27 protein-coding genes are annotated in these 26,231 nt (G+C 73.4%); 16 read left to right on the forward strand and 11 right to left on the reverse strand.

Features of this window, described 5'->3' with window-relative positions; genetic code table 11:
• Positions 1-20: 20 nt before the first annotated feature.
• The gene (locus ACNHYB_RS14710; protein ID WP_418276098.1) at positions 21-515 is read right to left on the reverse strand and encodes a MarR family winged helix-turn-helix transcriptional regulator; all 495 of its coding nucleotides are present in this window, start codon (positions 513-515) and stop codon (positions 21-23) included.
• Between the two features lie 66 nt (positions 516-581).
• Between ACNHYB_RS14710 and ACNHYB_RS14715 the strand changes: the two genes are divergently transcribed.
• The 7 genes from ACNHYB_RS14715 (at position 582) to ACNHYB_RS14745 (ending at position 9,299) form a co-directional block, all read left to right on the forward strand.
• Complete coding sequence (locus ACNHYB_RS14715; protein WP_418276099.1) at positions 582-1,814, forward strand: MFS transporter; 1,233 nt, start codon at positions 582-584, stop codon at positions 1,812-1,814.
• Between the two features lie 103 nt (positions 1,815-1,917).
• Positions 1,918-5,277, forward strand: a complete 3,360-nt coding sequence (locus ACNHYB_RS14720; RefSeq protein WP_418276100.1) for an efflux RND transporter permease subunit — start codon at positions 1,918-1,920, stop codon at positions 5,275-5,277.
• A 234-nt stretch (positions 5,278-5,511) separates the two neighbouring features.
• Positions 5,512-6,351, forward strand: a complete 840-nt coding sequence (locus ACNHYB_RS14725) for a Bax inhibitor-1/YccA family membrane protein (RefSeq protein ID WP_418276101.1) — start codon at positions 5,512-5,514, stop codon at positions 6,349-6,351.
• A gap of 160 nt (positions 6,352-6,511) precedes the next feature.
• Entirely contained in the window at positions 6,512-6,940 is a 429-nt protein-coding gene (locus tag ACNHYB_RS14730; protein ID WP_418276102.1) for a YciI family protein, read from the forward strand.
• Positions 6,941-6,979: 39 nt separating this feature from the next.
• On the forward strand, positions 6,980-7,402 hold the full coding sequence (locus ACNHYB_RS14735) for a YciI family protein (protein WP_418276104.1): 423 nt from the start codon (positions 6,980-6,982) through the stop codon (positions 7,400-7,402).
• 106 nt (positions 7,403-7,508) lie between these two features.
• Positions 7,509-8,747, forward strand: a complete 1,239-nt coding sequence (locus ACNHYB_RS14740) for an RNA polymerase sigma factor (RefSeq protein ID WP_418278072.1) — start codon at positions 7,509-7,511, stop codon at positions 8,745-8,747.
• A 150-nt stretch (positions 8,748-8,897) separates the two neighbouring features.
• Positions 8,898-9,299 carry an FKBP-type peptidyl-prolyl cis-trans isomerase gene (locus ACNHYB_RS14745; protein WP_418276105.1) on the forward strand — a complete coding sequence of 134 codons (402 nt, stop codon included), beginning with the start codon at positions 8,898-8,900 and terminating at the stop codon, positions 9,297-9,299.
• Positions 9,300-9,405: 106 nt separating this feature from the next.
• Here ACNHYB_RS14745 and ACNHYB_RS14750 read toward each other — a convergent pair whose 3' ends face one another.
• A complete protein-coding gene (locus tag ACNHYB_RS14750; RefSeq protein ID WP_418278073.1) occupies positions 9,406-10,662 on the reverse strand; it encodes a class I SAM-dependent methyltransferase in 1,257 nt (418 codons plus the stop codon).
• 25 nt (positions 10,663-10,687) lie between these two features.
• Between ACNHYB_RS14750 and ACNHYB_RS14755 the strand changes: the two genes are divergently transcribed.
• Positions 10,688-11,011, forward strand: coding sequence for a SelT/SelW/SelH family protein (locus tag ACNHYB_RS14755; protein ID WP_418276106.1), 324 nt, complete (start codon positions 10,688-10,690; stop codon positions 11,009-11,011).
• Positions 11,012-11,176: 165 nt separating this feature from the next.
• On the opposite strand, the gene ACNHYB_RS14760 is transcribed toward ACNHYB_RS14755, so the two are convergent.
• On the reverse strand, positions 11,177-11,557 hold the full coding sequence (locus ACNHYB_RS14760; RefSeq protein WP_418276107.1) for a DUF5997 family protein: 381 nt from the start codon (positions 11,555-11,557) through the stop codon (positions 11,177-11,179).
• A 52-nt stretch (positions 11,558-11,609) separates the two neighbouring features.
• Here ACNHYB_RS14760 and ACNHYB_RS14765 point away from each other — a divergent pair, with 52 nt between their 5' ends.
• Positions 11,610-12,500 (forward strand): LysR family transcriptional regulator substrate-binding protein, encoded by an 891-nt coding sequence (locus ACNHYB_RS14765; protein ID WP_418276108.1) that lies wholly within the window; start codon positions 11,610-11,612, stop codon positions 12,498-12,500.
• Positions 12,501-12,535: 35 nt separating this feature from the next.
• On the opposite strand, the gene ACNHYB_RS14770 is transcribed toward ACNHYB_RS14765, so the two are convergent.
• Together ACNHYB_RS14770 and msrA are read right to left on the reverse strand one after the other, a co-directional pair.
• Entirely contained in the window at positions 12,536-14,119 is a 1,584-nt protein-coding gene (locus ACNHYB_RS14770; protein ID WP_418276110.1) for an ATP-dependent DNA ligase, read from the reverse strand.
• A 183-nt stretch (positions 14,120-14,302) separates the two neighbouring features.
• On the reverse strand, positions 14,303-14,968 hold the full coding sequence (gene msrA / locus ACNHYB_RS14775; protein WP_418276111.1) for a peptide-methionine (S)-S-oxide reductase MsrA: 666 nt from the start codon (positions 14,966-14,968) through the stop codon (positions 14,303-14,305).
• A 192-nt stretch (positions 14,969-15,160) separates the two neighbouring features.
• Between msrA and ACNHYB_RS14780 the strand changes: the two genes are divergently transcribed.
• On the forward strand, positions 15,161-15,502 hold the full coding sequence (locus tag ACNHYB_RS14780; RefSeq protein WP_418276112.1) for a YciI family protein: 342 nt from the start codon (positions 15,161-15,163) through the stop codon (positions 15,500-15,502).
• An 11-nt stretch (positions 15,503-15,513) separates the two neighbouring features.
• Here the strand turns inward: ACNHYB_RS14780 and ACNHYB_RS14785 are convergent, their stop codons facing one another.
• On the reverse strand, positions 15,514-17,106 hold the full coding sequence (locus ACNHYB_RS14785) for a Na+/H+ antiporter (RefSeq protein ID WP_418276113.1): 1,593 nt from the start codon (positions 17,104-17,106) through the stop codon (positions 15,514-15,516).
• Between the two features lie 108 nt (positions 17,107-17,214).
• Here ACNHYB_RS14785 and ACNHYB_RS14790 point away from each other — a divergent pair, with 108 nt between their 5' ends.
• The 6 genes from ACNHYB_RS14790 to ACNHYB_RS14815 all read left to right on the forward strand — a co-directional run bounded on the left by ACNHYB_RS14790 (position 17,215) and on the right by ACNHYB_RS14815 (position 22,387).
• A complete protein-coding gene (locus ACNHYB_RS14790) occupies positions 17,215-17,826 on the forward strand; it encodes a YdeI/OmpD-associated family protein (protein ID WP_418276114.1) in 612 nt (203 codons plus the stop codon).
• A gap of 81 nt (positions 17,827-17,907) precedes the next feature.
• A complete protein-coding gene (locus tag ACNHYB_RS14795; protein ID WP_418276115.1) occupies positions 17,908-19,185 on the forward strand; it encodes an AI-2E family transporter in 1,278 nt (425 codons plus the stop codon).
• Entirely contained in the window at positions 19,178-20,398 is a 1,221-nt protein-coding gene (ilvA, locus tag ACNHYB_RS14800; RefSeq protein ID WP_418276116.1) for a threonine ammonia-lyase, read from the forward strand. The genes ACNHYB_RS14795 and ilvA overlap by 8 nt, the downstream gene beginning before the upstream one ends.
• A gap of 127 nt (positions 20,399-20,525) precedes the next feature.
• Positions 20,526-20,684 (forward strand): hypothetical protein, encoded by a 159-nt coding sequence (locus ACNHYB_RS14805; RefSeq protein WP_418276117.1) that lies wholly within the window; start codon positions 20,526-20,528, stop codon positions 20,682-20,684.
• Positions 20,685-20,694: 10 nt separating this feature from the next.
• Positions 20,695-21,063: a YciI family protein gene (locus tag ACNHYB_RS14810; RefSeq protein ID WP_418276118.1), complete on the forward strand. Its 369-nt coding sequence runs from the start codon at positions 20,695-20,697 to the stop codon at positions 21,061-21,063.
• 31 nt (positions 21,064-21,094) lie between these two features.
• Positions 21,095-22,387, forward strand: a complete 1,293-nt coding sequence (locus ACNHYB_RS14815) for an RNA polymerase sigma factor (protein WP_418276119.1) — start codon at positions 21,095-21,097, stop codon at positions 22,385-22,387.
• Positions 22,388-22,483: 96 nt separating this feature from the next.
• On the opposite strand, the gene ACNHYB_RS14820 is transcribed toward ACNHYB_RS14815, so the two are convergent.
• The 5 genes from ACNHYB_RS14820 to ACNHYB_RS14840 all read right to left on the reverse strand — a co-directional run bounded on the left by ACNHYB_RS14820 (position 22,484) and on the right by ACNHYB_RS14840 (position 26,199).
• A complete protein-coding gene (locus ACNHYB_RS14820; protein ID WP_418276120.1) occupies positions 22,484-22,894 on the reverse strand; it encodes an ectoine synthase in 411 nt (136 codons plus the stop codon).
• A 37-nt stretch (positions 22,895-22,931) separates the two neighbouring features.
• The gene (gene ectB, locus ACNHYB_RS14825) at positions 22,932-24,179 is read right to left on the reverse strand and encodes a diaminobutyrate--2-oxoglutarate transaminase (protein ID WP_418278074.1); all 1,248 of its coding nucleotides are present in this window, start codon (positions 24,177-24,179) and stop codon (positions 22,932-22,934) included.
• Between the two features lie 152 nt (positions 24,180-24,331).
• Positions 24,332-24,862 carry a diaminobutyrate acetyltransferase gene (gene ectA / locus ACNHYB_RS14830; RefSeq protein WP_418276121.1) on the reverse strand — a complete coding sequence of 177 codons (531 nt, stop codon included), beginning with the start codon at positions 24,860-24,862 and terminating at the stop codon, positions 24,332-24,334.
• Between the two features lie 215 nt (positions 24,863-25,077).
• Complete coding sequence (gene greA, locus ACNHYB_RS14835) at positions 25,078-25,557, reverse strand: transcription elongation factor GreA (protein ID WP_418276122.1); 480 nt, start codon at positions 25,555-25,557, stop codon at positions 25,078-25,080.
• Between the two features lie 219 nt (positions 25,558-25,776).
• Positions 25,777-26,199: a DUF4307 domain-containing protein gene (locus ACNHYB_RS14840; RefSeq protein WP_418276123.1), complete on the reverse strand. Its 423-nt coding sequence runs from the start codon at positions 26,197-26,199 to the stop codon at positions 25,777-25,779.
• Between the last annotated feature and the right edge of the window lie 32 nt (positions 26,200-26,231).

Here is a 26,231-nt window from a genome sequence, read left to right on the forward strand (position 1 = left end):
GCCGGGGCGGGCGGTCGGGCTCAGCCGTGGGCGCGCTTGTCCGCGTCGAGGTCGTCGTTGAGGCGGGCCAGCAGCGTGGCGAGGCGTTCGCGGTCGCGGTCCGACCAGCCGTCCAGCACCCGGGCGTACAGCTCGCGGCGGTCGGCGCGGCGTGCGGCGAGCGCGCGGCGTCCGTCCGGGGTGGGGGTGACGACGACGGCGCGCCCGTCGTGCGGGTCGCGCGCGCGTTCCACGTGGCCCGCCCGTTCGAGCGCGGCGACCTGGCGGGTCACCGTCGAGCCGTCGAGCCCCAGGCGGTCCGCGAGCGTCCGGACGTGCTGGGGGCCGTCGTCGTGCAGGGTGTGGAGCAGGAGGTAGCCGGAGCGGTCCAGGTCGTGCAGGCCGCTGCGGCGGCGGGCGGCGGCGCCGCTGCGTTCGGCGCGGCGCAGGAGCTGGGCGAGCTCGAGCTCGAGGCGGGCGAGGACGTCGTCGTCCGCCCCGCCTTCGACGAGACCGTTTCCCTGGGCATCAATCACGGGTGTATTCTACCGGCAGGTACCTGCATCATGCAGGTAAATATGTGCATCAAGGAGCGAGACCCCGTGGCAGCCGCCCGCAACGAACCGAACAGGACCGCGATCTACGCCACCGCGCTCACCGCGTTCTTCGCCATCGCCGGCATCGCCGTCGTCGACCCGATCCTGCCGATCATCGGCGAGGAGATCGGTGCCACCACCTGGCAGATCGAGCTGCTCTTCACCGCCTACATCGCCGTCATGGCCGTCGGCATGATCCCCGCCGTCCTGGCCACGGGGAGGTTCGGCTACAAGAAGATCCTCGCGGCCGGCGTCACCCTCGTCGCCGTCGCCGCCACCCTGGCCGCGCTCAGCACCACCATCGGCCAGCTCGCCGCGCTGCGCGGCGTGTGGGGACTCGGCAACGCCATGTTCTTCGCCACCGCCATGGTGCTCCTCGTGTCCCTGGCCGACGACCGCGAGTGGGTCGTCGGCATCTTCGAGACCTGCGTCGGTCTCGGGTTCGCCGTCGGACCCCTCCTCGGCGGACTCCTGGGCGGCATCAGCTGGCGCGTGCCGTTCCTCGCCTGCGGCCTGCTCATGATCGTCGCGCTCGTGCTCGCCGTCACCCTGCTCAAGGACCCCGTCGACAAGCCCGGCCCCCTGCACGTCGGGCAGGTCTTCGCGCTCTTCCGCAAGCCCGCGTTCCTCGCCCTCGCCGTCGTCACCGCCACCTACAACTTCGTGTTCTTCGTCATCCTCGGGTACTCGCCGGTGTTCCTCGGCCTCGACGTCGTCCCCCTCGGCCTGGTGTTCACCGCCTGGGGACTCGGGCTCGCCGCCGGCATCCTCCTCCTCGGGCACCGCCTGGCCCACGCCCTGGGTGCCGTGCAGACCCTCGGCATCGCCGTCGGCGGCGTCCTTGTCACCACCGTCCTGCTCGCCCTCGGCCTGCCGACCGCCGGCTCGATCGTCGTCCTCGTCGTCGCCGGCGTCTTCATGGGCGTCGCGAACGCTGTCCTCACCGACCTGTCCCTCGCCCTCGGCGACCCCGACCGCCGCGTCACCACCGGGGCCTTCAACCTCGTGCGCTGGGGCTTCGCCGCACCCGCCCCCGTCATCGCCGGGCTCCTGCACCCCCTGGGCGCGACCGTGCCCTACCGGGTCGCCGCCGGCGTGCTCGCCGTCGGCGCCGTCGTGTTCCTCCTCACCGCCCACCGCATGGCCGCACCGCTCGGCGAGCGCGTGACGTGGTCACGCTGGAACCGCGCCGCCCGCGCCGTCGAGAACACCCCCGAGGAAGCCGCGTCCCGGCTCTGAGCGCGAACCTCGTCGTACCGGACGGGAACCGCACGGCGGTAGGCTCCGTTGAGAAGCCGTACGACTGAGCCGTCGTGCACTCCCCCCACCCTCTGGAGTGAGCGTGTTCCGCCTTGCCCGCTTGTCCCTGGCGAACCGTGCCGTCGTCGCACTGGTCACCGTCGGGATCTTCGTCTTCGGGGCGCTGAGCCTGACGTCCCTGAAGCAGGAGCTCATCCCCTCCCTCGAGCTCCCCGCCGGGGTCGTCGTCGCGACCTACCCGGGCGCCTCGCCCGAGGTCGTCGAGCAGGACGTCACCGAACAGGTCGAGGCTGCGGCACAGGCGGTCGAGGGCGTGGAGTCGATCAGCTCCACCGCCTCCACCGGGCTGTCGACCACCATGGTCGAGTTCGCCTACGGCACCGACATGGACGCCGCCACCCAACGGCTCACCACCGCCGTCACCCGCGTGCAGCAGCAGCTCCCCGAGGACGTCGAACCGCAGGTCATCACCGGCTCTCTGGACGACCTGCCCGTCATCCAGCTCGCTGCGTCGGGCGACGGCGACCTCGCCGCGCTCGCCGACGACATCGACACCGTCCTGGTCCCCGCGCTCGAGGAGATCGACGACGTCCGCTCGGTGGCCGTCACCGGCGCCGTCGCCGACCAGGTCCTGATCGAGGTCGACCCGGCCGACCTCGCCGCCGAGGGCCTGGAGCTCACCCAGGTCACCGAGGTCCTGCAGGACTACGGCGTCGTGCTGCCGGCCGGCACCGTCACCGAGGACGACGCGACCCTGTCCCTGCAGGCGGGCACCCGCCTGGAGAGCGTCGAGGACCTCGAGGACCTCCCGCTCGTGCCCACCGCCACCGCCGGGACCGGCGACCCCACCGGGGCCGGCACGGCCGACGGCGGCACCGGCGACGACGGCGCGACGCTCCCCGACGGCGCGGACGTGCCGTCGACCGGCACCGAGGACCCGACGTCCGCCGCCGAGGGCGGCGCGGGGACCGACACCGACGCCCTGCCGGACGCGAACGCGCCCCCGGCGGTCCCGGAGCCCGTCCTGCTCGGCGACGTCGCCGAGATCAGCGTCGAGCCCAGCGAGGCGACGTCGTACTCGCGCCTCGACGGCGAGCCCTCGCTCGGCATCGCCATCACCAAGACCCCGCAGGGCAACACCGTCGAGGTGTCGCACGCGGTCCAGGACGTCATCGACGACAACTCCGCCGAGCTGGCCGAGGCCGGCATCGAGACGGCGGTCGTGTTCGACCAGGCGCCGTTCATCGAGGAGTCCATCGAGGGGCTGGCCACCGAGGGCGGCCTGGGCCTCGTCTTCGCGATCATCATCATCCTGGTGTTCCTGCTGTCCGTGCGGGCCACGCTCGTCTCGGCGGTGTCCATCCCGCTGTCGCTGGCGACCGCGTTCCTGGTCATGCAGGCCACGGGCTACTCGCTCAACATCCTCACCCTGGCCGCGCTGACGATCTCCATCGGTCGCGTGGTCGACGACGCCATCGTCGTCATCGAGAACATCAAGCGGCACCTGTCGTACGGCGAGGACAAGTCCGAGGCGATCCTCACCGCCGTGCGGGAGGTGGGCGGCGCCATCGCCGCCTCCACGATCTGCACCGTGGCGGTGTTCCTGCCGCTCGGGCTCGTCTCCGGCATGACGGGCGAGCTGTTCCGGCCGTTCGCCTTCACCGTCGCCATCGCGATGCTGGCCTCGCTGGTGGTCGCCCTGACGATCGTCCCGGTGCTCGCGTACTGGTTCGTCAAGCCCCCGAAGGGCACCGAGGACGCCACCGACGGTGGCGAGGCGATCCGCGAGGCCGCCGAGAACAAGGAGCGCCGCGGCCTGTGGCAGCGGGCGTACGTGCCGAGCCTGGCCGCGTCGCTGCGCCACCCCTGGATCGCCGTGGTCATCGCGGTCGGCATCCTCGCGGGCACCCTCGCGCTGGTGCCGCGCCTGGAGACGAACTTCATCGGCGACTCCGGCCAGGACACCGTCACGGTCACCCAGTCCTTCGCCGACGAGACCTCCCTGGAGGCCCAGGACGAGGCGGCCGCCGCGCTGGAGGAGGCCATCACGGCCGTCGACGGCGTGGCCACCGTCCAGACGTCCGTCGGGGCCGGCGACGCCGCCGAGGCGGCGTTCTTCGGCGGCGGCGGGACGTCGGCGACCTTCTCGATCACCCTGGACGAGGAGGCCGACGGCGTCGCCGTGCAGGACGACGTCCGCGAGGTCGCCGAGGGCTTCACGGGCGACGGTCCGACGACGGGCGTCAGCGTCTCCGGCGGTGACTCCGGCTTCGGGTCGACCACCATCGACCTGGTCATCCGTGCGCACGACAGCGACGACCTGAACGCCGCGGCCCAGACGGTCCAGGACGAGGTGTCCGGGCTGGACGGCGTCGCCGAGGTCAGCAACGACCTGTCCGCCTCGCGGACCATCCTGCAGGTGAGCGTCGACCGCGAGGCCGCCGCCGAGGCGGGCCTGACCGAGACGCAGGTCTCCGGCCTGGTGTCCGCGACGATGAACCCCGAGCAGAACGCCGGCGAGGTCGACCTCGGTGACGGTCCCGTCGAGGTCGTCGTCGTGACCGGCGAGGCGCCGGCGACGATCGCGGAGATCGAGGACATCGAGATCCCGACCGCCACCGGCACGGTGCCGCTCACGGACGTCGCGTCCGTCGAGGAGGCCCAGACGCCGGCGTCCATCAGCCGCGTCGGCGGGGAGCGTTCCGCGACGGTGTCGGTGACCCCGGGTGCGCAGGACCTCGGCACGCTCAGCGCCGAGGTCACCACCACGATCGACGCCCTGGAGCTCCCGGCGGGCGCCAGCGTCGAGGTGGGCGGCGTCGCCGCCGACCAGGAGGAAGCCTTCGGCGACCTCGGGCTCGCGCTGCTCGCCGCGATCCTCATCGTCTACGTGATCATGGTGGCGACGTTCAAGTCGCTGATCCAGCCGCTCATCCTGCTGGTGTCCGTGCCGCTGTCGGCGACCGGTGCGCTGATCGCGCTGCTGGTCACCGACACCCCGCTGGGGGTCCCGGCGCTCATCGGTGTCCTGATGCTGGTCGGCATCGTGGTGTCCAACGCCATCGTGCTCATCGACCTCATCAACCAGTACCGCGAGCGCGGACGGGACCTCGACGAGGCGGTGCGCGAGGGCGCCCGCAAGCGTCTGCGCCCGATCGTCATGACGGCGCTGGCCACCATCGGCGCGCTCACCCCGATGGCCTTCGGGCTCACGGGCGGCGGGGCGTTCATCTCGAAGCCGCTGGCGCTGGTCGTCATCGGCGGCCTCATCTCGTCCACGCTGCTGACGCTGCTCATCGTGCCGGTGCTGTACGTGCTGGTCGAGGGGCGCAAGGAGCGCAAGGCCGAGCGGCGTCGTCGTCGGGACGAGCGCAAGGACCGCAAGCAGCTGGAGCGCAAGGACCGCGAGGCGGCCGAGGCCGCGTCGGCCCAGGCGGACTGACCTCGCACCGGTTCGGCACTGCGCCCCGGTTCGGCAGAACTTCCTGCCGCACCGGTGGCGCAGTGCCGAACGGGCGCAGTGCCGAACGCGCGCCGTGACGAACAGCGGGGGCCGTGCGGGAACCTGTGCGCGACGTCGCGCGTTGCCTAGAATGATGGCCACGGCCAGCGACCCGGCCCTGCCCGCGCGACGACCCGTCGTCGGGCACCCGGCAGCCGCGACCAGGAGGAGCTCATGAGCAACCCCGTCTTCTCGAACAGCAACGTGTTCGGCGAGCCTCGCCGCACCGGCCGCGGAGGCACCGCCACCGCGCCGCAGCAGGCACCGCAGGCGCAGTACGGCGCCTACGGTGCCCAGGCCGCCGACGCCGCGTCGCTGCAGAACATGTACGACGCGCCGGCCGCGACACCGGTCGACACCAAGCGCCTGACCTACACCGACGTCATCATGAAGACGGCCGGCCTGTTCGCGCTGCTGGTCGTCGCCGCGGCCGCCAGCTGGGCCGTCTACGACACGATGCCGCTGCTGTGGATCGGCGGCATGATCGTCGGTCTCGTGCTCGGCCTGGTCAACGCCTTCAAGAAGAACCCGAGCCCGGTGCTCATCACGCTGTACGCCGGCGCGCAGGGTCTGTTCCTCGGCGGGATCTCGGCCTGGTACAACACGATCGACCCCGGCATCGTGGGCCAGGCCGTGCTCGCCACGCTGTGCGTGTTCGCCGCCGCGCTGGGGCTGTTCAGCTCCGGCAAGGTGCGCGTCACGCCCAAGTTCACGCGGTTCCTGCTGATCGCCATGGTCGGCTACCTGCTGTTCTCCCTCGTCAACGCCGTGCTGCTGTGGACCAACGTGCTGTCCGGCTGGGGCCTGCGCGAGGGCGGCTTCGGCATCGCCATCGGCATCATCGCCGTCATCCTGGCGACGATGTCCCTCATGGTGGACTTCGACTCCATCAAGCGCGGTGTCGAGGGCGGTGCCCCCGCCAAGTTCGCCTGGTCGGCCGCGTTCGGCCTCATGGTCACCCTCATCTGGCTGTACCTGGAGATCCTGCGGCTGCTCGCGATCTTCCGCGAGTGACGCGACAGCACCACCGCCCGACGGCCGGTCACCCCCTGGGGTGGCCGGCCGTCGTCGTCGCGGGACAAGATGGTCCCCGGACGGTGTCGATCCGTCCGCCCGCCGTTCGACCTGGGGGTGAGGAGGTCGGCAGGCGACCTTCACCGAGGAGGGAACCACCATGGCGAAGTACATGCTGATCATGCGTGCCGGCGCTGAGGCCGAGCAGGCGTTCGCCGAGTCCGGGATGGACTTCGACGAGATGCTCACCACGATGGGCCGGTACAACGACGAGCTCATCGAGGCCGGCGTGCTCGTGTCCGCCGAGGGCCTCGACGACGCGAGCAAGGGCGTCGTCGTCGACTACTCCACCGAGGAGCCCACGGTCACCGACGGCCCCTACGGCGAGGCGAAGGAGCTGTTCAACGGCTACTGGATCCTGCAGGTGCCGACCATGGACGACGCCGTGGCCTGGGCCAAGAGGGCACCGCTCGCCGGACCGGGCATGAAGGCGGAGATCCGGCGCGTGCCGTCCATCGACGAGTTCCCGTCCGACAACGAGTACGTCCGCCGCGAGCGGGCCTGGCGCGAACGCACCGGCCAGCTCTGAGCCGGCCCGACCACCTTCCGGACGCGACCAGGAGCGACCATGGCGAAGTACATGCTGATCATGCGCGGGACCGACGAGGGCGCCACCGACCACGCCGAGACGGACCTCACGGAGGTCATCGCCGCGATGGGGCGCTACAACGAGCAGATGATGGACGCCGGGGTGCTCTCGGCGGGGGAGGGGTTGGCCGACGCGTCCGAGGGCGCCGTCGTCGACTTCTCGACCGACACCCCCGTCGTCACCGACGGCCCGTACGGGGAGACCAAGGAGCTGTTCAACGGCTTCTGGATCCTGGACGTGGCCTCGAAGGACGAGGCCGTCGAGTGGGCCCGCCGGGCGCCGCTGAGCGGGCCGGGCACCAAGCTGGAGGTCCGGCGCGTCAACGGCCCCGAGGACTTCCCGTCCGACGACGAGTGGATCGTCAAGGAGAAGCAGTGGCGGGCCGAGCTCGGGACCGAGTGAACGGCCCCCGGTGAACGACACCGAGCAGGACCGGCCCACGGCGTCCGGCGCCCGCCCCGCAGGCGGGGACGACGCCGGACGCCGCGCCGTCGAGGCGGTCTGGCGCATCGACGCCGCACGCATCGTCGGTGCGCTCGCCCGCTACACGGGCGACTTCGCGCTCGCCGAGGACGTCGCCTCCGAGGCGCTCGCCGAGGCGCTCGTCGCCTGGCCGCGCGACGGCGTCCCCCGCGATCCGACGGCGTGGCTCCTTGCGACGGGACGACGTCGGGCCATCGACGCCTTCCGACGCCGGTCGGGCCGCGACGCACGGTACGCCGCCCTCGCCCACGGGCTCGCCGAGGGAGGGGCGCACGGCGGGGCGGCGCCGTCGGACCACGACGAGCCGGACCTGCTGTGGGACCCGGACCGCATCGAGGACGACCGCCTCGCGCTGGTCTTCACCGCCTGCCACCCGGTGCTGTCCAAGGAGGCGCGCGTCGCGCTGACGCTGCGCGTCGTCGCCGGTCTGTCCAGCGAGGAGATCGCGCGGGCGTTCCTCGTGCCGGTGCCCACGATCCAGGCACGCATCACCCGCGCGAAGAAGACGCTCGCCGCCGCCCGCGTCCCCTTCGAGGTGCCGCCCGCCGACGAGCGCAGCGAGCGGCTCGGCTCCGTGCTCAACGTGCTGTACGTGATCTTCACCGAGGGGTCGACGGCGTCGGGCGGCAGCGACTGGATCCGCCTCGACCTGGCGCGCGAGGCGATCCGGCTGGCGCGCGTGCTGTTCCGCCTGGTTCCCGACGAGCCCGAGGTCGCGGGGCTGCTCGCCCTCCTGGAGCTCACCGCGGCGCGGTTCCCAGCGCGCACCGGGCCCGACGGTGCACCGGTGATGCTCGCGGACCAGGACCGGCGCCGGTGGGACATCGCAGCGATCCGGCGCGGGCGGGCCGCGCTCGGGCGCGCCGTCGCCGCCGGACGCGGTCTCGGACCCTACGGGCTGCAGGCCGCGATCGCCGAGCAGCACGACGTCGCGCCGTCGGTCGAGGAGACCGACTGGGAGCGGATCGTGCTGCTCTACGAGGCGCTGGGCCAGGTGGCGCCGTCACCCGTCGTGGAGCTGAACCGGGCGGTGGCCGTGTCGATGGCGCACGGGGCGGGCGACGCGCTGGAGATCGTGGACGACCTGGTCGCCCGCGAGGTGCTGTCCGGCTCCTACCTGCTGCCGAGCGTGCGCGGCGAGCTCCTCGCCCGGCTCGGGCGAGACGCCGAGGCGCGGGCCGAGCTGGAGCTCGCCGCGCGGCTGTGCGGCAACGATCGCGAGCGCGGCGTCCTGGAACGCAAGGCCGCGGCGCTGTCGCCGTGATCTCCGCCGTCACGTCCACCGTGACGTCCACCGTGACGTCCACCGCAGTGCCGGCGCCCGCCGCGGTGCCCGTACCCGTCTCCGCGTAGGCTGGACGGCGCACTGCCGCCGGGACGGCCCGGCGGCCCCCCGACCACGATGAGGTACACCGTGACCACGCTCCCCACCGCCACCGGCTCGTTCGGCGACAAGCCCGAGATCACGTTCCCCACGCCCGAGGCCCCCGCCGGCCTGCAGGTCCAGGTGCTGACCGAGGGCTCCGGCCCCGTGGTCGACGCCGGCCGCACCATCGTCGTCAACTACCTGGGCCAGACCTGGGGCGGCGACGTGTTCGACAACTCCTACGACCGCGGGGCGACCATCGACTTCCCGATCGGTGTCGGCGCCGTCATCGGCGGCTGGGACAAGGGTCTCGTCGGGCGCAACGTGGGCGACCGGGTGCTGCTGTCCATCCCCGCCGAGCACGGCTACGGCCAGCGCGGCGTGCCGCAGGCCGGCATCCCCGGCGGTGCGACGCTCGTGTTCGTCGTCGACGTGGTCGACGTGCGCTGAGCACCTGAGCACCTGAGCACCTGAGCACCTGAGCAGCTGAGCAGCTGAGCGTCATGCGGTGACGGCGGGGCGTCCTGCCCCGCCGTCACCGCCCGTCCGGTCGGCGTCAGGGCTTGCGGGAGCGCGTCACCGTGAAGCGCGGGTCCTGGGCCACGTGGTCCGTCGGCCCGACGGCGCGGCTCAACGAACCCCGGTAGCGCAGCCGCGTGTTGTACACGCACCACAGCTCGCCGCCCGGGCGCAGGATCCGGCCCGCGGTGGCGAACATGCGGTGCGCGGCGTCGGTGCTGACCGCCGTGCGGTCGTGGAACGGCGGGTTGAGGAGCACGACGTCGGCGCTCGCGTCGGCCAGCCCGTCGCCGGCGTCGTCCAGCAGCACCTCGGCGGTCAGGTCGTTGGCGGCGAGCGTCGCGCGGGTCGAGGTGACCGCCGCGGCCGAACGGTCCGTCGCCACCACGACCGCGTCCGGGTAGCGCCGCGACAGCACGGTCGCCAGCAGCCCCGTGCCGCACCCCAGGTCGACGGCGTCGTGCACCCGGGACGCGGCCGGCCAGCGCCCGGCGGTGCTCAGCAGGAACCTCGTGCCGTGGTCGAGCGTCGCCCCGGCGAAGGCCGCGCCGTGCGCGACGACGACGACGTGGTCCGGGCCGTGGGCGGCGGACGTCGGCGTGGCGGCCGCGAGGAGCTCGGAGTCGGTCAGCCGTTCGGTCACCGGGTAGAGCGGCGCCGCCGCACGTGCGTCGGGCCGCACCCCGGAGGCCACCAGCGCCCGTGACTTGCCGCGGCCCAGCGTGGCCCGCACCTCCCGGAACCGGTCGGCGAGCACGTCGTTCATGGTGCGGGACATGTGCTTGTCACGGCCTCCGGCCAGCAGGATCACGTCGTCGTGGGCGTACCGGGCCACCGCCTCGACGATCTCGGTGAGCTCGGCGAGCGACTTGGGGAGCTGGAGGAGCACGAGCCGCGCGCCCGCGAGCAGCTCCGGGCCGAGCGCACCGAAGGACCGCACCGGGCGCCCGACGCCGAGGGTCGCGGCGGAGTCCTCGAGGTTGCGGGCGATCGCCCATTCGGCGGTCACGGCGTCGGTGTGCCCGCGCAGGCCCGCCGCCCCGAGGGCGAGCGCCCCGACCGTGAGGGCACCGAACCGGTCCCCGAGCACGACGACGTCGTCCACCCCCGCGGCCTGGTCGCCGTCGTCCGCCCGTGACCGCCCGAGGCCGGCGAGCAGCGGCGCCGCCTCGGTGAGCAGGAGCCGGTCGGTGGCGTCGACCGCGACCGGGCCGTCGGCACGGGTGCCGTCGTCGGGCCACGGCACGAGGCGGTCCAGCGTGGCGGTCACGGACTCGGGGAGCACGGGGGGCATCACGACACGACCGTAGTCTGGGCGCATGACCGAAGCCACGTCGTCGGACGCCCGTGTGACCATCACCTACTGCACGCAGTGCCGCTGGCTGATGCGCGCGGCCTGGGTCGCCCAGGAGCTGCTGCAGACCTTCCGTACGCGGTTGGGCGAGGTCGCGCTGGTCCCGGGCGTCGACGGGGTGTTCCGGGTGGAGCTCGTGCGGGCGCCCGGCGAGGAGCCCGTGCTGCTGTGGGACCGCAGGACGCACGGCGGGTTCCCCGAGATCCCGCCGCTGAAGAAGGCGGTGCGCGACGCCGTCGCCCCGGACATGTCGCTCGGTCACACGGACCGGGTCGCCACCGGCGACTGAGCGTGCGCCGGGTCGCCCGCCGACGCGCTGACCCGCCCGGTACGTGGCGATCAACGCGGCAGTTCGTGATCCTCGCGGCAGTCTGTGATCAACTCGGCAGTCACGACTGCCGCACAGATCACCAACTGCCGCACAGATCCCGCCAGCGGGCCCGCGTGCACCCCGTCAGGAGCTCTTGCGCTCCGCGGCGAGCCGCTCGTCCTCGGCGCGCACCTTCGCCGCCGTCTCGCGCTCCTGCACGAGCCAGGCGGGCGGGTCGTCGCGCAGCTCGTTGATCTGCTCGGTCGTCAGCGGCTCGGTGACGCCGCCGCGCGCCAGCCCGGCGATGGAGACGCCCAGCCGACCGGCCACCACGGGGCGCGGGTGCGGACCGTTGCGTCGCAGGTCGGCGAGCCACTGCGGAGGGTTCTCCTCGAGCGCCGTGAGCTCGGCGCGCGTGATGCCCCGCTCCTGGAACTCCGGCGGCGTGGCGGGCAGATGGACGCCGAGCTTCTTCGCCGCGTTCATCGGCTTGAGCACCTGCTGGGAGAAGGGGGTTCCGGCCATGGGCCCAGCGTAGACGCGCGTGGGTCGCCCCGCCGACACGTAGCCTGGTCGCGTGAGCGACGACACGGCGGACGACGCCGGCACCCCGGCGGACGGGCCGCGCGCCTTCCGGCTCGGCTACGTCCCGGGCGCGACCCCCGGCAAGTGGGCGCGCACCTGGTCGGAGCGGCTGCCCGACGTCCGCCTCGACCTGGTCCAGGTGGAGGCGGCGGACGTCGCCGGGGCGCTGGCCGCGGGCGACGTGGACGCGGCGCTGGGCCGCCTGCCGGTGGACCGGGACGTGTTCCACGCGATCCAGCTCTACGTCGAGGTGCCCGTCGTGGTGGTCTCGCGCGACCACCTGCTCGCCGCCAGCGAGGAGAGCGAGCAGGCCGCGGCGTCGGAGCTGGCCGACGACGTCCTGTGGGTCCCGGCCGACGACGTCCTGTTCGGCGGGGACGCCCCCCGGCCGGGTCGCGCCCCCGAGGCGTACGACGACGGCACCGGCACGCTGGTGGAGCCGGCCCCGGCGTCCACCGCGGAGGCGGTCGCCTGGGCCGCCAACGGGTCGGGGATCGTCGTGGTGCCGATGTCGCTCGCGCGGCTGCACCACCGCAAGGACACGGTCTCGCGCCCGCTCGCCGACGGGCCCGAGTCGCCGGTGGGTCTGGTGTGGCGGCGCGACGGGCTGCCGGACGCCACCGCCGAGCTCGTGGAGGAGATGGTCGGCATCGTGCGCGGCCGCACGGCGAACAGCTCGCGCGGGCGCGCGCAGGCGACGTCCGGCACCGAGACGAAGCAGGCCCGCAAGCGGCGCGACGACGGCGAGGGCGGACGGCGGGGCACGGGCGCCGGCGGGCGTGCAGCAGGGTCGGGCAAGGGCGGTGCCGGCGGCCGGACGGCGAACCGTCCCGCGCGGCCGCGCGGCGGTGGGCGGTCGTCCGGGCGCGGCAAGCGTCGCTGATCTGCACGAGGCCCGCCACCCTCGTCGCGGCCGGATCAGCCGAGGTGGGCGCGGACGGCGTCGATCGTGTCCGCCTCGGCCGCGGGCTTGTCGTCGCGGTAGCGCAGCACGCGGGCGAACCGCAGCGCGACGCCGCCCGGGTAGCGGGTGGAGCGCTGCACGCCGTCGAACGCGATCTCCACGACCTGCACCGGCCGGACGGTGACCACCCAGCCGTCGTCGGCGGTCTGGAGCTCGCGGAACCGCCCGGTCTGCCAGGCGAGCATCTCGTCGGTCATGCCCTTGAAGGTCTTGCCCAGGAGCACGAACCCGTCACCGTCGCGGGCACCCAGGTGGATGTTCGACAGCGTGCCCTCGCGGCGACCGGAACCGCGCTCGACGGCGAGGACCACCAGGTCCAGGGTGTGGCGCGGCTTCACCTTCACCCAGGCGGCGCCCCGGCGACCGGCCGCGTACGGGGCGGCCGGATCCTTGACCACCAGCCCTTCGTAGCCCCCGGCGACCGCCCCGGCGAAGAACTGCTCGACCGCGGCGACGTCGTCGGTGACCAGGCGGGGAACCGCCACGTGCGCCGGCACGATCCGGTCCAGGACGGCGAGGCGCTCGCGGGCGGGCGCGTCGACCAGGTCGACGCCGTCGGCGTGCAGCACGTCGAAGAACCGGGCGGTGAGCGGGACCGCCGCGGCGACCTCTGCGACGTCGTGGGTGCCCGCGCGGGACGCCGTCTCCTGGAACGGGCGCGGCCGGCCGGCGTCGTCCAGCGCGAGAGCCTCGCCGTCCAGCACGGCCACGCCGACGTCGAGGGAGCGGGCGAGCGCGACGATCTCCGGCAGACGTGCGGTGACGTCGTCCAGGGAACGGGTCAGTACCCACACCTCGTCGTGGAGCTTGTGCACCTGCACGCGGATGCCGTCCAGCTTGACGTCGGCGACCACCTCGCCACCGCCCAGCTTGGCGACGGCGGTCGCGACGTCGGGAGCCGACGACGCGAGCATGGGCCGCACCGGGCGCCCGACCTCCAGGGCGAACCGTTCCAGCGCGTCGGCGCCGCCGGTGAGCGCGGCGCGGGCGATCGGGCCCGACTCCGCGCTGAACATCGCCGCCCGCCGGACCAGGGCGACGGGGACGTCGGCGGCGTCCGCGACGGCGTCGAGCAGCAGGGAGTCCAGGGCGCCCTGGCGCAGCTCGCCCAGGACCAGGCCGCGCAGGAAGCCCTGCTCGTCCGCCGTCGCCAGGCCGAACAGGTCGGTGACGGCGGCCGTGCGTGCGGCGGCCGAGCCCGGGCCGGACAGGTGGGACGCGGCCTCGAGGGCGTCGTCGACGTCGCGCGGCGTCAGGGAGGCGTCGGGGGCAGCGGGCGGCAGGTCGGCGAGAGATCGCCAGCCCACGCCCGTGCGGCGCTGGCGCAGCCGCCCGGAGAGGTACGACGCGACGATCTCGACCTCGTCGCCGTCGGGTCGGTCACCGTCGGGCTGGTCGGGCTCGACGTGGTCGGGCCGGTCGGGGTCGGTGTAGCCCGCGGCAGCGCGCAGGACGGCGGCCAGCTCGGCCCGCTTGGTCAGGCGCGAGCGCGTCGCGGCGACGGCGGCGTGGGCACGGACGAGCTCGGCGAGCAGCACCCCTCGATCGTGGCAGCGCCCTGTGACACCCGCGCGGGATGCCGGTCGTCCGGTCGGTCAGGCAGCCGGCCAGCAGGTCGGTCGGCGGTCGGGCGGTGAGGCGGTCGGCCGCGGGTCCGGGGCTCACGCATCGACCGACGATGCGTGAGCCCCGACGCCGCGGGGCCGGAGCCCCGACCGCGGTCACGCGGGGTACGGCACCCCGGTGGTGGCGTGGCAGCGGTAGCCGTGGGGGTTCTTGGCCGCGGACAGATACTGCTGGTGGTAGTCCTCGGCGTAGAAGAACGGCCCCGCCTCGGCCGCCGACGCCATGTCGGTGGTGATCGGGTCGTAGCCCTTGGCGGCCAGCACCTCGCCGTACCGCTCGGCCGTGGCACGCACGGCCTCGGCCTGCTCCGGCGTCGTCCAGTAGACCGCCGAGCGGTACTGGGTGCCGACGTCGTTGCCCTGGCGGTAGCCCTGGGTCGGGTCGTGCCGCTCCCAGAAGATCCGCAGCAGCTCCTCCTCGGACACGACGGACGGGTCGTAGGCGACCAGCGCCGTCTCGGTGTGGCCCGTGCGTGCCGAGCACACCTCCTCGTAGGTGGGGTTCGGCGTCGTGCCGCCCATGTACCCGACGGCGGTGCTCACCACGCCGGGGACCTGCCAGTAGATCTCCTCGGCACCCCAGAAACAGCCCATCGCCAGGTAGAGCACGCGCGTGCCGGGCTCCCACGGTCCGGTCAGGGACGTGCCCAGGACGGTGTGCGGGCGCGGGGCGGGCAGCAGAGGCGACTGCCGACCGGGCAGCGCCTCCTCCGGGGCGACCATCGTCGTCTTGCCGCTGCCGAACAGGTTCTCGAAGATCATCATTTCCCTCCTTGGGCGGGTGCTCGTGGCACCCATGATGCGCAACACGGGGCGACCGAACCGTGTTCCCTTCCCCGGGGTCGTGAGCTGCGGACACCAGGCAGCAAGGAGCAGGGATGAGTTCCGGGCGCCCGGACCGTCCACCCTGCCACGGACAGCGGCCGACGGCGCCGCGGCGGGAGGAGCACGGTCATGACGAAGTACCTGATCTCGTTCGACGACGGATCGATGGACGCGATACCGGACGCGGACCTTCCCGCCGTGGCCGAGGCGGCGCACGCGGTGACGCGCGAGGCGAAGGCCGCGGGGGTGTGGGTGTTCGGCGGCGGGCTGCAGCGGCAGCAGGCCCTGCTGGTGGGGACGGACGGCACGGTGAGGCCCGGTCCGAACCCGGAGACGAAGGCCGTCGTCGGCGGGTTCTGCGTCGTCGACGTGGCCACGAGGGACGAGGCGGTGGTGTGGGCGGCGAGGACGGCGGCCGCGTGCCGGTGCGTGCAGGAGGTGCGCGAGATCATGGACGACCCGGAGTCCTGACGGTGCCCGGGTCAGTCCAGGTCGCGCACGGCGCGGGCCTCGACGTCGGCCAGCACCTCGTCGGCGACGTGCGCGGTGACCGCGCCCTCGTTGCGGGCCCGCACGACGACGTCCCGCTCGACCTCCACGGCGTCGCGCAGCAGGGCGTCGACCTGCTCGCCGTAGTGGCCCTCGGCGTCGTCGCCCGCCCGCCGCGCCTCGGACAGCGCGAGCTGGGCGGTGAGGTAGCCCTCGTACTGCAGCGCGACGGCCTCGCGGACGGGACCGGGGACGTCGTCGCGGCCGCGGACGGCGTCGAGCGCGGCGCGGGTGGCCTGCTCGCGCAGCTCGGCGACCTCGGCCGCCTCGTCCGCCGTCGACCCGACGCCGAGGCGGCGCACCACCGGGGCGAGCGTGAGGCCCTGCACCACGAGCGTCGCCAGCACCACGACCAGTCCGACGAACACCAGGGTGGCCCGGTCGGTGAAGTCCTCGCCCGAGTCCATCACGTGCGGCAGCGCGAGCGCGGACGCGACCGAGACGACGCCGCGCATCCCGGCCCAGGACATCACGACGGTCTCGCGCCGGGTGAACGCCCCGATGCCGGCGATCTCCTCGGGCACCCCCTGCCGGCGGGCGCGGGCCGCCATCCCGCGCTCCAGCCACCACACGGCGGGGAACATCCACGCGAAGCGCACGACGATCAGCAGCACCACGACGGCGATCGCCAGCGGCAGGGCCTGCTGGGTGATGGGGTTGTCGTCGAGCACGCTCGTCAGCTCGAACCCGATCAGCACGAACACGACGCCGGTGATGAGGTAGTCGGCGTACTCCCAGACGGACCGGCCGAGCAGCCAGCCGCCGGACGTCACCGACGCGTGCGTCACGGACCGCAGCACCAGACCGAGCGTGAGGACGGCGAGCACCCCGGAGCCGTGGAGCTCCTCGGCGCCGAGGTACGCGGCGAACGGCAGCGCGATCGTCACGGTGGTCTCGGCGGCGGGGACGTGCAGGCGACCGAGGACCAGGTGCCCGAGCCAGCCGCCGGCCAGTCCGACGGCGACGCCGACGACGACGGCGAGCAGCAGGTCGAGCCCGACCTCCACGGCGGTGACGGACCCGGCCAGGACGGCGGCGACGGCGACGTGGTAGAGCACCAGCGCGGTCGCGTCGTTGAACATGCCCTCGCCCTCGAGCACCGTGACGACCCGTCCGGGCAGCCGCAGGCGACGGGCGACGGCGGTGGCGGCCACCGGGTCGGGCGGGGAGACGATCGCACCGAGGACCCACGCGACCGCCCACGGGGCGCCGGCGGCGTGGGCGAGCACGGCGACCAGGGCGGCGGAGGCGAGGGTGAGCCCGACCGCGGTGACGAGGATGGGCCGTGCCTGCTCGCGGAACTCGCGGACGGTCGCGCGCTGGGTGGCGGCGAACAGCAGGGGCGGGAGCACCAGCGGCAGGATGAGGTCGGGCTCCAGGTGCAGCGCGGGAGTGCCGGGCAGCAGGGGCAGCACGATGCCGAAGATCGTCAGGAGCACGGGCAGGGGCATCCGGATCCGGTCCGCGACGGGCGTGAGGACCACGATGCCCGCGACGATCAGACCCCACAGCGCGATCGTCGACATGCACCCTCCCCAGTTCCGCCCGCCGGTCGCGGCAAGTCTGCCGCGGGCGGCGGGCGTGCGCACGGGCTGGCCCGGGCGGGTGTCGGGGGTGGCGCCTACGGTCGTCCCATGACGTCGTCGCCGCAGAGTCCCCTGGTCCTGCCCGACGCCGCGGCCTGGCGTGCCTGGCTCGACGAGCACGAGGACACCGTGCCCGACGGCGTGTGGCTCGTGGTGGCCCGCAAGGGGCGGCCGGACGCGCCGACGACGCTGCTCCGTCCCGACGCGCTGGACGAGGCGCTGTGCAGCGGCTGGATCGACGCCCAGGCGCTGGGACGCGACGCCGACTCCTCCCTGCAGCGGTACTGCCCGCGGCGTCCCCGCAGCATCTGGTCGGTGCGCAACCAGGAGTTCGTGGCGCGGCTGACGCGTGAGGGCCGGATGCGTCCGCGCGGGCAGGCGGAGATCGACCGGGCGAAGGCGGACGGCCGCTGGGAGGCCGCGTACGCGGGCCCCGCCACCATCGAGGTCCCGGAGGAGCTCACGGTCGCGCTCGCCGCGAGCCCGCGGGCGACGACCGCCTGGGGGAACCTCACGTCGCAGAACCGCTACGCCATCCTGCACCGGCTGGTGACGCTCAAGCGACCCGAGTCGCGGGTGCGCAACGCCGAGAAGTTCACCGCCATGCTGGAGCAGGGGCGCACGTTCCACCCCCAGAAGCGGGACCTGGGTCTGCCGTGACCCGCGTGGCGCCCAGGACACGCACAGGACCTGCACGGACATCGCCGAGCGCTTGTTCCTCACCGGTCCTAGGGTGACGGGGTGAGCACTCCCGGCACCCCCCGAACCAGCGGTGGCGACACCGTCCCGTTGAGCGTGCGCGGGGCCGCGTCCTGGTCCTGGCGGCTGCTGCTCATCGCCGCGGGCGTCGCCGGCCTCGTCTGGGTGCTCGGCCAGCTCAAGACGATCGTCGTCCCCGTCGCCGTCGCCCTGCTCCTGACGATCCTGCTCGCGCCGATGCGCCGCGCGCTCGAACGGGTGAAGGTCCCGCGCGGCCTCGCCACGGCCCTGTCCATCGTCGGGCTGATCGCCTTCGTCGCCGGTCTGGTCACCCTCGCCGGGCAGTCGATCGTCAACGGCTTCCAGGACCTGTGGGACCAGGCCGTCGCCGGGTTCAACGAGTTCCTCGACTGGCTCTCCGAGGGCCCGCTCGGTCTCGACGGCGTCCGCCTCGACGAGCTCACCGACCAGGCCCAGGACCTCGTCGCCGGGCAGTCGAGCACCCTGATCTCCGGCGCGCTGGGCGCGGCGACCACCGTCGGTCACGTGCTGGTCGGCATGGTCATCACCATCTTCTGCACGATCTTCTTCCTGCAGGACGGGCGAGCCATCTGGACCTGGGTGGTCAACCTGCTGCCGATGTCCTCCCGGGAGAAGGTGCACCAGGCCGGCCGGCGCGGGATGGTGACCCTCTCGTCGTACGTGCGCACACAGATCCTCGTGGCGCTGGTCGACGCCATCGGCATCGGCGTCGGCGCGGCGTTCTTCGTGCCCTCGCTGGCCGTCTCCCTCGGCATCCTGGTGTTCGTCGGATCCTTCATCCCCATCCTCGGCGCGATCGTCACCGGCGCCATCGCCTGCCTCGTCGTGCTCGTCGCCGAGGGGTGGGTGTCCGCGCTCATCATGCTCGGCATCGTGCTGCTCGTGCAGCAGGCGGAGAGCCACATCCTGCAGCCCTTCCTCATGGGGCACGCCGTCTCGCTGCACCCCGTCGCCGTGGTGCTGGTCGTGGCCGCCGGAAGCCTCGTCGCCGGCATCATCGGTGCGCTGTTCGCGGTGCCGCTCGTCGCGGTCCTCAACACCGTCATCCAGTACCTGCACGGCCACGACAAGTTCCCCGAGCTCGGCACGGACGACCACGTCCCGCTGCTGAGACGGCGGCCGACCTTCGCGGACCTGCCCGGCACCCTGCTGTGGGCGAACCGCGGCGGTCACCCGAGCACGCCCGCCGCACCGCTCGCGGGCCCGCAGGACGCCGGGAGCGACGAGCACCACGACGGGGACGCTGCCGACGGCCCCCATACTGGACGACGTGACTGAACCGACGCCCCTGGACCGAGTGACCCTCGCGGACGTGCGGGCCGCCGCAGACCTGCTGGCCGGCACCATCACCCGCACCCCCGTGCAGCGCTTCCGTGCGCTGGCGCAGATCGCGGGCACCGACGTCGTGCTGAAGTGCGAGAACCTCCAGCGGGCCGGGTCGTTCAAGATCCGGGGCGCGTACACGCGGCTCTCGAGGCTGGGAGCCGAGGAGAAGGAGCGCGGTGTCGTGGCCGCGTCGGCCGGCAACCACGCCCAGGGGGTGGCGCTCGCGGCGCAGCAGCTCGGCATCCCGGCGCTCGTCTACATGCCGCTCGGCGCCTCGGTGCCCAAGCTGTCCGCGACGCGGGGGTACGGCGCGGAGGTGCGCCAGGTCGGCACCAGCGTGGACGAGGCGCTCGCCGAGGCGCGGGCCGAGGTCGCCCGGACCGGCAAGACCCTCATCCACCCGTTCGACCACGTGGACGTGGTGGCCGGTCAGGGGACGGTCGCGCTGGAGATCCTCGAGCAGGTGCCCGACGTCGGGACGGTCGTGGTGCCGCTCGGGGGCGGCGGGCTGGCGGCCGGCATCGCGACGGTGCTCGCCGAGGCGGCGCCCCACGTGCGGGTGGTGGGGGTCCAGGCGCACTCCGCGGCCGCCTACCCGGCGTCGTTGGCCGCCGGTCGGCCCCTGTCGGCGAAGCTGAGCGGCACGATGGCGGACGGCATCGCCGTCGGCACGCCCGGGGACGTGCCCTTCGAGGTGCTGCACCGGCTCGGCGTCGAGGTGGTGACCGTCACCGAGGACCAGATGTCCCGGGCGCTGCTCCTGGTCGCCGAGCGCGCCAAGCTGGTGGTGGAGCCGGCCGCCGCGGTGTCCGTGGCCGCGGTGCTCGCCGCGCCGGGCGCGTTCGCGGGCACGGTCGTGCCGGTGCTCACCGGCGGGAACATCGACCCGCTGCTGCTCCAGCGGGTGGTGCAGCACGGTCTGGTCGCCGCGGGCCGGTACCTGCAGATCTCGGTGCGGCTCGACGACGAGCCGGGCGCCCTGGCCTCGCTGCTGGAGACCATCGCCGCCGCCGAGGGCAACATCGTGCGGGTGGACCACCGGCGCACCGACACGACGCTGGAGGTGTCCGAGGTGCTGGTGACGCTCCAGCTCGAGGCCAAGGGGCCCGAGCACTGCGCCGCCGTGCTGGACCGGCTGCGGCGCGACGGGTACCTCGTCACCTGACGTCCGGCGACGGCACGCCCGGCCGCCGCCGAGATGAGTTCCTTCCGGGTGTCGATCTGCGCCGTCGCCGTTCGTCGTGCTGACGAGAGCGGCCACCAGGGCCGCCGCCGACCGGACGGAGAAGGCCATGAGGTTCCTGGAGACGATCCTGCGCCGAGGCCCGGAGGTGGAGCGCCACCGGCGCGCCGTCGCACAGCGGCGCTACGGTGTCGGGGACGGCATCGAGACCGCGGACGTGCTGCTCTACGGCCCCCTCGTGCTCCGTCCGGTCGACCGAGTCCGCTGAGGAGACGAACATGCGCTACCTGATGCTGGTGCTGTCCACGCCCGACGACCCCGACCTGACCGACGCCGACGCCGCGGGAGCGCCCTCCATCCAGGGATGGGTGGACCGCTACTACGGCGACGGGACCGCTTCGGCGGGCGACCGGCTGCGCCCGCCCGAGGACGCCGTCGGCGTGCGGGTGCGGAGCGGGAAGGTGCTGGTCACCGACGGGCCGTTCGCCGAGGCCAAGGAGGCGATCGGCGGTTTCGACGTCATCGAGGCCCCCGACCTGGACACGGCGATCGTCGTCGCGTCCGAGCACCCGATGGCTCACGCGGGGGCGATCGAGCTCCGTCCGGTCTGGCCGCTGGACCTGGACGGACCGGCCGGGACGGCGTGACGATCCGCCCGGCGCCGCGAGGGTGCGCGCCGTGACGTCCGCCGCGGTCGAGGACGCGTTCCGCACCGAGTGGGCGCGCGTCCTCGCCGCGGTGGCCCGCTCGACGGGCGACCTGGACCTGGCCGAGGAGTGCACGCAGGAGGCGTTCGCGACCGCGCTGCGCACCTGGGGCCGGGACGGCGTGCCCGACCGGCCCGGTGCCTGGTTGACGACGACGGCGCGGCGGCACGCGATCGACGTGCTGCGCCGTCGTCGGACCGAGGCGGAACGGGTCGTGACGGCGTCCCGCGCCGAGGAGCGCACGACGCCGTCGCAGGACCCGGCGCTCGTCGAGGAGCCGTCAGGGTTCGCGGGGGACCCGCACGACCCCGACGGCGACCTGCTGCGCCTCGTGTACACCTGCTGTCACCCGGCGATCCCGGTCGAGGGGCGGGTGGCGCTCACGCTGCGGTCGTTGACGGGCATGACGACGGCGCAGGTCGCGCGCGCCTTCCTCGTGCCGGAGGCGACGATGGCGCAGCGGCTGGTGCGTGCCAAGCGGCGGATCCGGCGGACCGGCATCGTGTTCCGGGTGCCGCCCCCGGAGCTCCTCGCGGACCGCACCGCGGGCGTCCTGACCGTGCTGTACGTGCTGTTCACCGAGGGCTACGACGCGTGGGCGGAACCCGCCGACGACGTGGCGGGCGCGGCGGAGCGGCGGGCGCTGGCCGGCGACGCCGTCCGGCTGACCCGGCTCGTGGTCCGTCTGCTGCCCGACGAGGCGGAGGCGCAGGGCCTGCTGGCGCTGATGCTGCTCCAGCACGCCCGGCGTGACGCCCGGACGGGGCGGGACGGCGCGGCCGTGGTGCTGGCGGAGCAGGACCGCTCGCGGTGGCGCGACGACGAGACGCGGGAGGGTCTGCGGCTGCTCGACGACGCCCTGGCGTCGCGCCGGCCCGGCCCCTACCAGGTCCAGGCGGCGATCGCGGCCCTGCACGCGCGGGCACCGCGGTCCGCGGAGACCGACTGGGCCGAGATCCTCGCGCTGTACGACGTGCTGGTCGCCATGACGGGATCACCCGTGGTCGCGCTGAACCGCGCGGTGGCCCTCGGGCAGGTGTCCGGGCCGGTCGCGGCGCTGGCGGCGCTGGACGCCGTGGCGGACGACCCGCGCCTGGCCGGCTACCACCTGCTGCCCGCCGTGCGCGCCGAGATGCTCACCCGGCTGGGCCGACGGGCTCCGGCGGCGTCGGCGCTGCGTGCGGCCCTGGACCTGGTCGACCGTGAGGGGGACCGCCGGCTGCTGCGCCGTCGGCTGGACGACCTGCCGGACGCCGCACCCTGAGACGGCGACGCTCCTGAGACGGCGACGACCCTCCGGCGGCGGCATCGACGGACGGTCGATCCGCCGCGAGAGGGTCGTTCCCGCGGGACGGAGGTCTCAGGCCTGCGCGGTGGCGGGCTCCGGCTCGGTGATCAGCGGGTAGACGCCGTCGGCGTCGTGCACCTCGCGGCCGGTGACCGGCGGGTTGAACACGCACACGCACGTGATGTCGGTGCGGGGGCGCACCTTGTGCTTGTCGTGGTCGTTGAGCAGGTACAGCGAGCCGGGGGCGAGCTGGTGCACCTCACCGGTGGCGAGGTCCTCGATCTCGCCCTCGCCGGACGTGATGAACACGGCCTCGATGTGGTTGGCGTACCAGAAGAAGCTCTCGGTGCCGGCGTACAGGGTGGTCTCGTGCACCGAGAAGCCGACGCCCTCCTTGGCGAGGATGATGCGCTTGGAGCGCCAGTTCTCGCTCTTGACGTCGGCGTCGGTGTCGGTGATCTCGTCGAGGGTGCGGACGATCATGGGTGGTTCTCCTCGGTCGTTCGGGTCGGCGGGCGGGTCAGGCCAGGACGGCGGCGAACGCGTCGTCCAGGATGGCCAGACCGCGGCGCAGCTCGTCCTCGGTGATGGTCAGCGGGGGCAGCAGCTTGACGACCTCACCGTTCGGCCCGGACGTCTCCACGAGGAGGCCGTGACGGAACGCGTGCTCGGTCACCTGGCCGGCGAGGTCGCCGTCGGGCAGCTGCAGGCCGCGGGCGAGGCCGCGACCCTTGGCGACGAGCTCACGCTCGGGGAAGCGCGAGACGACCGAGTTGAAGTGGCTCTCGATGAGCAGGCCCTTGGCCTTCACGTCCTTCTCGAGCGTGTCGTCGGACCAGTAGGTCCGGATCGCCTCGGACGCCGTGGCGAACGCCGGGGCGAACCCTCGGAACGTGCCGTTGTGCTCGCCGGGCTCCCACACGTCCAGCTCGGGACGCACGAGGGTGATCGCCATCGGCAGGCCGTAGCCGGAGATCGACTTCGACAGGCAGATGATGTCGGGCACGATGCCGGCCTCCTCGAAGGAGAAGAACCCGCCGGTGCGTCCGCAGCCCATCTGGATGTCGTCGAGGATCAGCAGGATGCCGTGCTCGCGGCACAGGTCGGCCAGGCCGCGCAGCCACTCGGCGCGCGCGGCGTTGATGCCGCCCTCGCCCTGCACCGTCTCGACGATGACGGCGGCGGGCTCGTTGAGGCCGGAGCCGCCGTCCTCCAGGAGGCGCTTGAAGTACTGGAAGTCGTCGACGTCACCGTTGAAGTAGTCGTCGTACGGCATCGGCGTGGCGTGGACGAGGGGGATGCCCGCGCCGCCGCGCTTCATCGAGTTGCCGGTGACGGACAGCGCACCGAGCGTCATGCCGTGGAACGCGTTGGTGAAGTTGATGACGGACTCGCGGCCCGTGATCTTGCGGGCGAGCTTGAGCGCCGCCTCGACGGCGTTGGCGCCGCCCGGCCCGGGGAAGACGACCTTGTGGTCGAGCCCGCGCGGCTGCAGGATCAGCGAGTGGAAGGTCTCGAGGAACTCCCGGCGGGCCGAGGTGAACATGTCGAGGGAGTGCACCATGCGGTCGCTGCTGAGGTAGTCGAGCAGGACCTTCTTCAGCACGGGGTTGTTGTGCCCGTAGTTGAGGGAGCCGGCGCCGGCGAAGAAGTCCAGGTACTCGGTGCCGTCCTCGGCGTAGACGGTGGCTCCGACAGCGCGGTCGAAGACCACGGGCCAGGCACGCGAGTAGCTCCGGACCTCGGACTCCAGGGCGGCGAAGCCCATCGGGTCGTCCATGGCCTGGGCGTCGGTCGGGGGGGTCAAGGTTGTCACGAAGGACACTCCTCTGAGGTGGTGCGCGCGGGTGCGTCGAGTGGAACGGGGGCTGCGTCGTCACCTGCGCGCGGGACCGGCGCAGCCCGGAGTCGTCGTCGTGCTCAGAACCCCGTGATCACGAGGAGCGGTTCGGCCTCGTGGCCGTCGGGGAAGTGTTCGGTGGTGAAGCCGTCGGTCTCCGCCAGCGTGGCGCCGCGTTCGTCGGCCCAGCGGCGGAACACCGCCCGGGACGCGAGGTTGTCCTCGGTCACGGTGGTGGTCAGCGAGGTGACACCGTCGAGGTCGTCGATGACGGCGTCGACGAGGCGTCCGGCCAGGCGCCGTCCGCGGGCGGCGGCGTCGACGGCCACCTGCCACAGGAAGTAGCGGCTGGGGTCGGCCGGCAGCCGGTACCCCGTCACGAAGCCGACGACGTCGTCGCCCAGGAGTGCGATGCGGCACGTGTCGGCGAAGTGGTCGGCCAGCAGCAGGTAGCTGTAGGAGGAGTTGAGGTCCAGCGACCCGGAGTCGCGGGCGACCCGCCACATGGCCCCGCCGTCGTGGACGGTGGGGCGGCGGATCACGAGCGGGGCACTGTCGGAGGTGTCCGCGTCGGAGTCGGGGGCGTCTGGGGCTGTGTCGAAGATCGTCATACCGTCACCGACCATAGACATACTTGTGAGAATTTCTCACCCTGACCATGACCGGAACCCGCCCTGAGACCCCCGGAGCGGGGGTCTCACCGCTGCTAGGTCGCGGATTGTCCGTCGATCTGCCCGCTTCGGCGTGTCGCGCCCCGGCGTGTCGTCCGGGAGGGTGCCGGACGCCGGTCCGTGGGCACCTGCGACGGCGCCCACGGACCCGCGCGTCAGCCCGCGAACGGGGTGGCGGAGGTGACCTCCACCGGGATCTCGCGACCGTTCGGCGCGGTGTAGCTCGCCTTGTCGCCGACCTTCTTGCCGTCGATGGCGGCGCCCAGCGGCGAGGTGGGGGAGTAGACGTCGAGCTCGGTCGTCCCCGCGATCTCGCGCGAGCCGAGCAGGAACGTCATCTCGTCCCCGGCGACCAGCGCGGTGACGACCATGCCGGCCTCGACCGTGCCGTCGTCGGCCGGACGGCCGACCTGCACGTGCCGCAGCTTCTCGGTCAGCTCGCGGATGCGGGCCTCGTTCTTCCCCTGCTCCTCGCGGGCGGCGTGGTAGCCGCCGTTCTCCTTGAGGTCACCCTCGTCGCGGGCGGCGGCGATGCGCTCGGCGATCTCGGTGCGGGCAGGGCCGGACAGGTGGTCCAGCTCCGACTTCAACCGGTCGTGAGCCTCCTGGGTGAGCCAGGTGACGTTGTCGGCCACGAGGGCTCTCCTTTCCTGGTGCTCGATGATGCCCGGATCGGGCCGCGCGAGGTCGTACCGACGACGTCGGCACGCGCGTCGGCTCGTGCGGGACTGGCGTGTGAATCCCTCAGGATAGCCGACACGCCGCAGATCTTGGCGCATCCGCGGCCGACGCGGGCGGGTGAACCCTGCGGGTCCACCCTCGGTCCGCCCTCGGTCCGGTCCTCGGACCCGTCGTCAGCGGTCGGTGGCGGTGCAGCCCGCCACCACGCCCGTCGTCGCCGTCTGCGAGGTGCCGACGGGCACCTCGTAGACGGTGGTGCGGGTCTCGGAGGGCCCCACCTCGACGTCGACGGTGCCGACCTGGGCGTAGCTGGGCGAGAGCGCCTCGACGGTGCAGACCGCCGTCGTGCCCGGCGGCATGTGCACCTGGAAGGTGACGTCGATGCTCTCCGCGCCACGCACGTCGAAGCCGATCATGTCGTGGGTGACGGGCTGGGCCAGCTGCTGGAGGAACGTGTACCAGGCGACCAGGCCCACCGCGACGGCCAGCGCCACGCCGATCGCGACCTTCCCGCCGCGGCCGAGGGGACCTCGATCTGCCCGGGGCGCCGCCCCGTACCGGCCGACCGGCGTGGTGGGGGACTGCGATGAGGACATGACACCATTGTCCCTGACTCCCAGGCAGCTCC

Origin of the sequence: Isoptericola jiangsuensis, assembly GCF_048320105.1 — a bacterium.
Lineage (GTDB): Bacteria > Actinomycetota > Actinomycetes > Actinomycetales > Cellulomonadaceae > Isoptericola > Isoptericola jiangsuensis_A.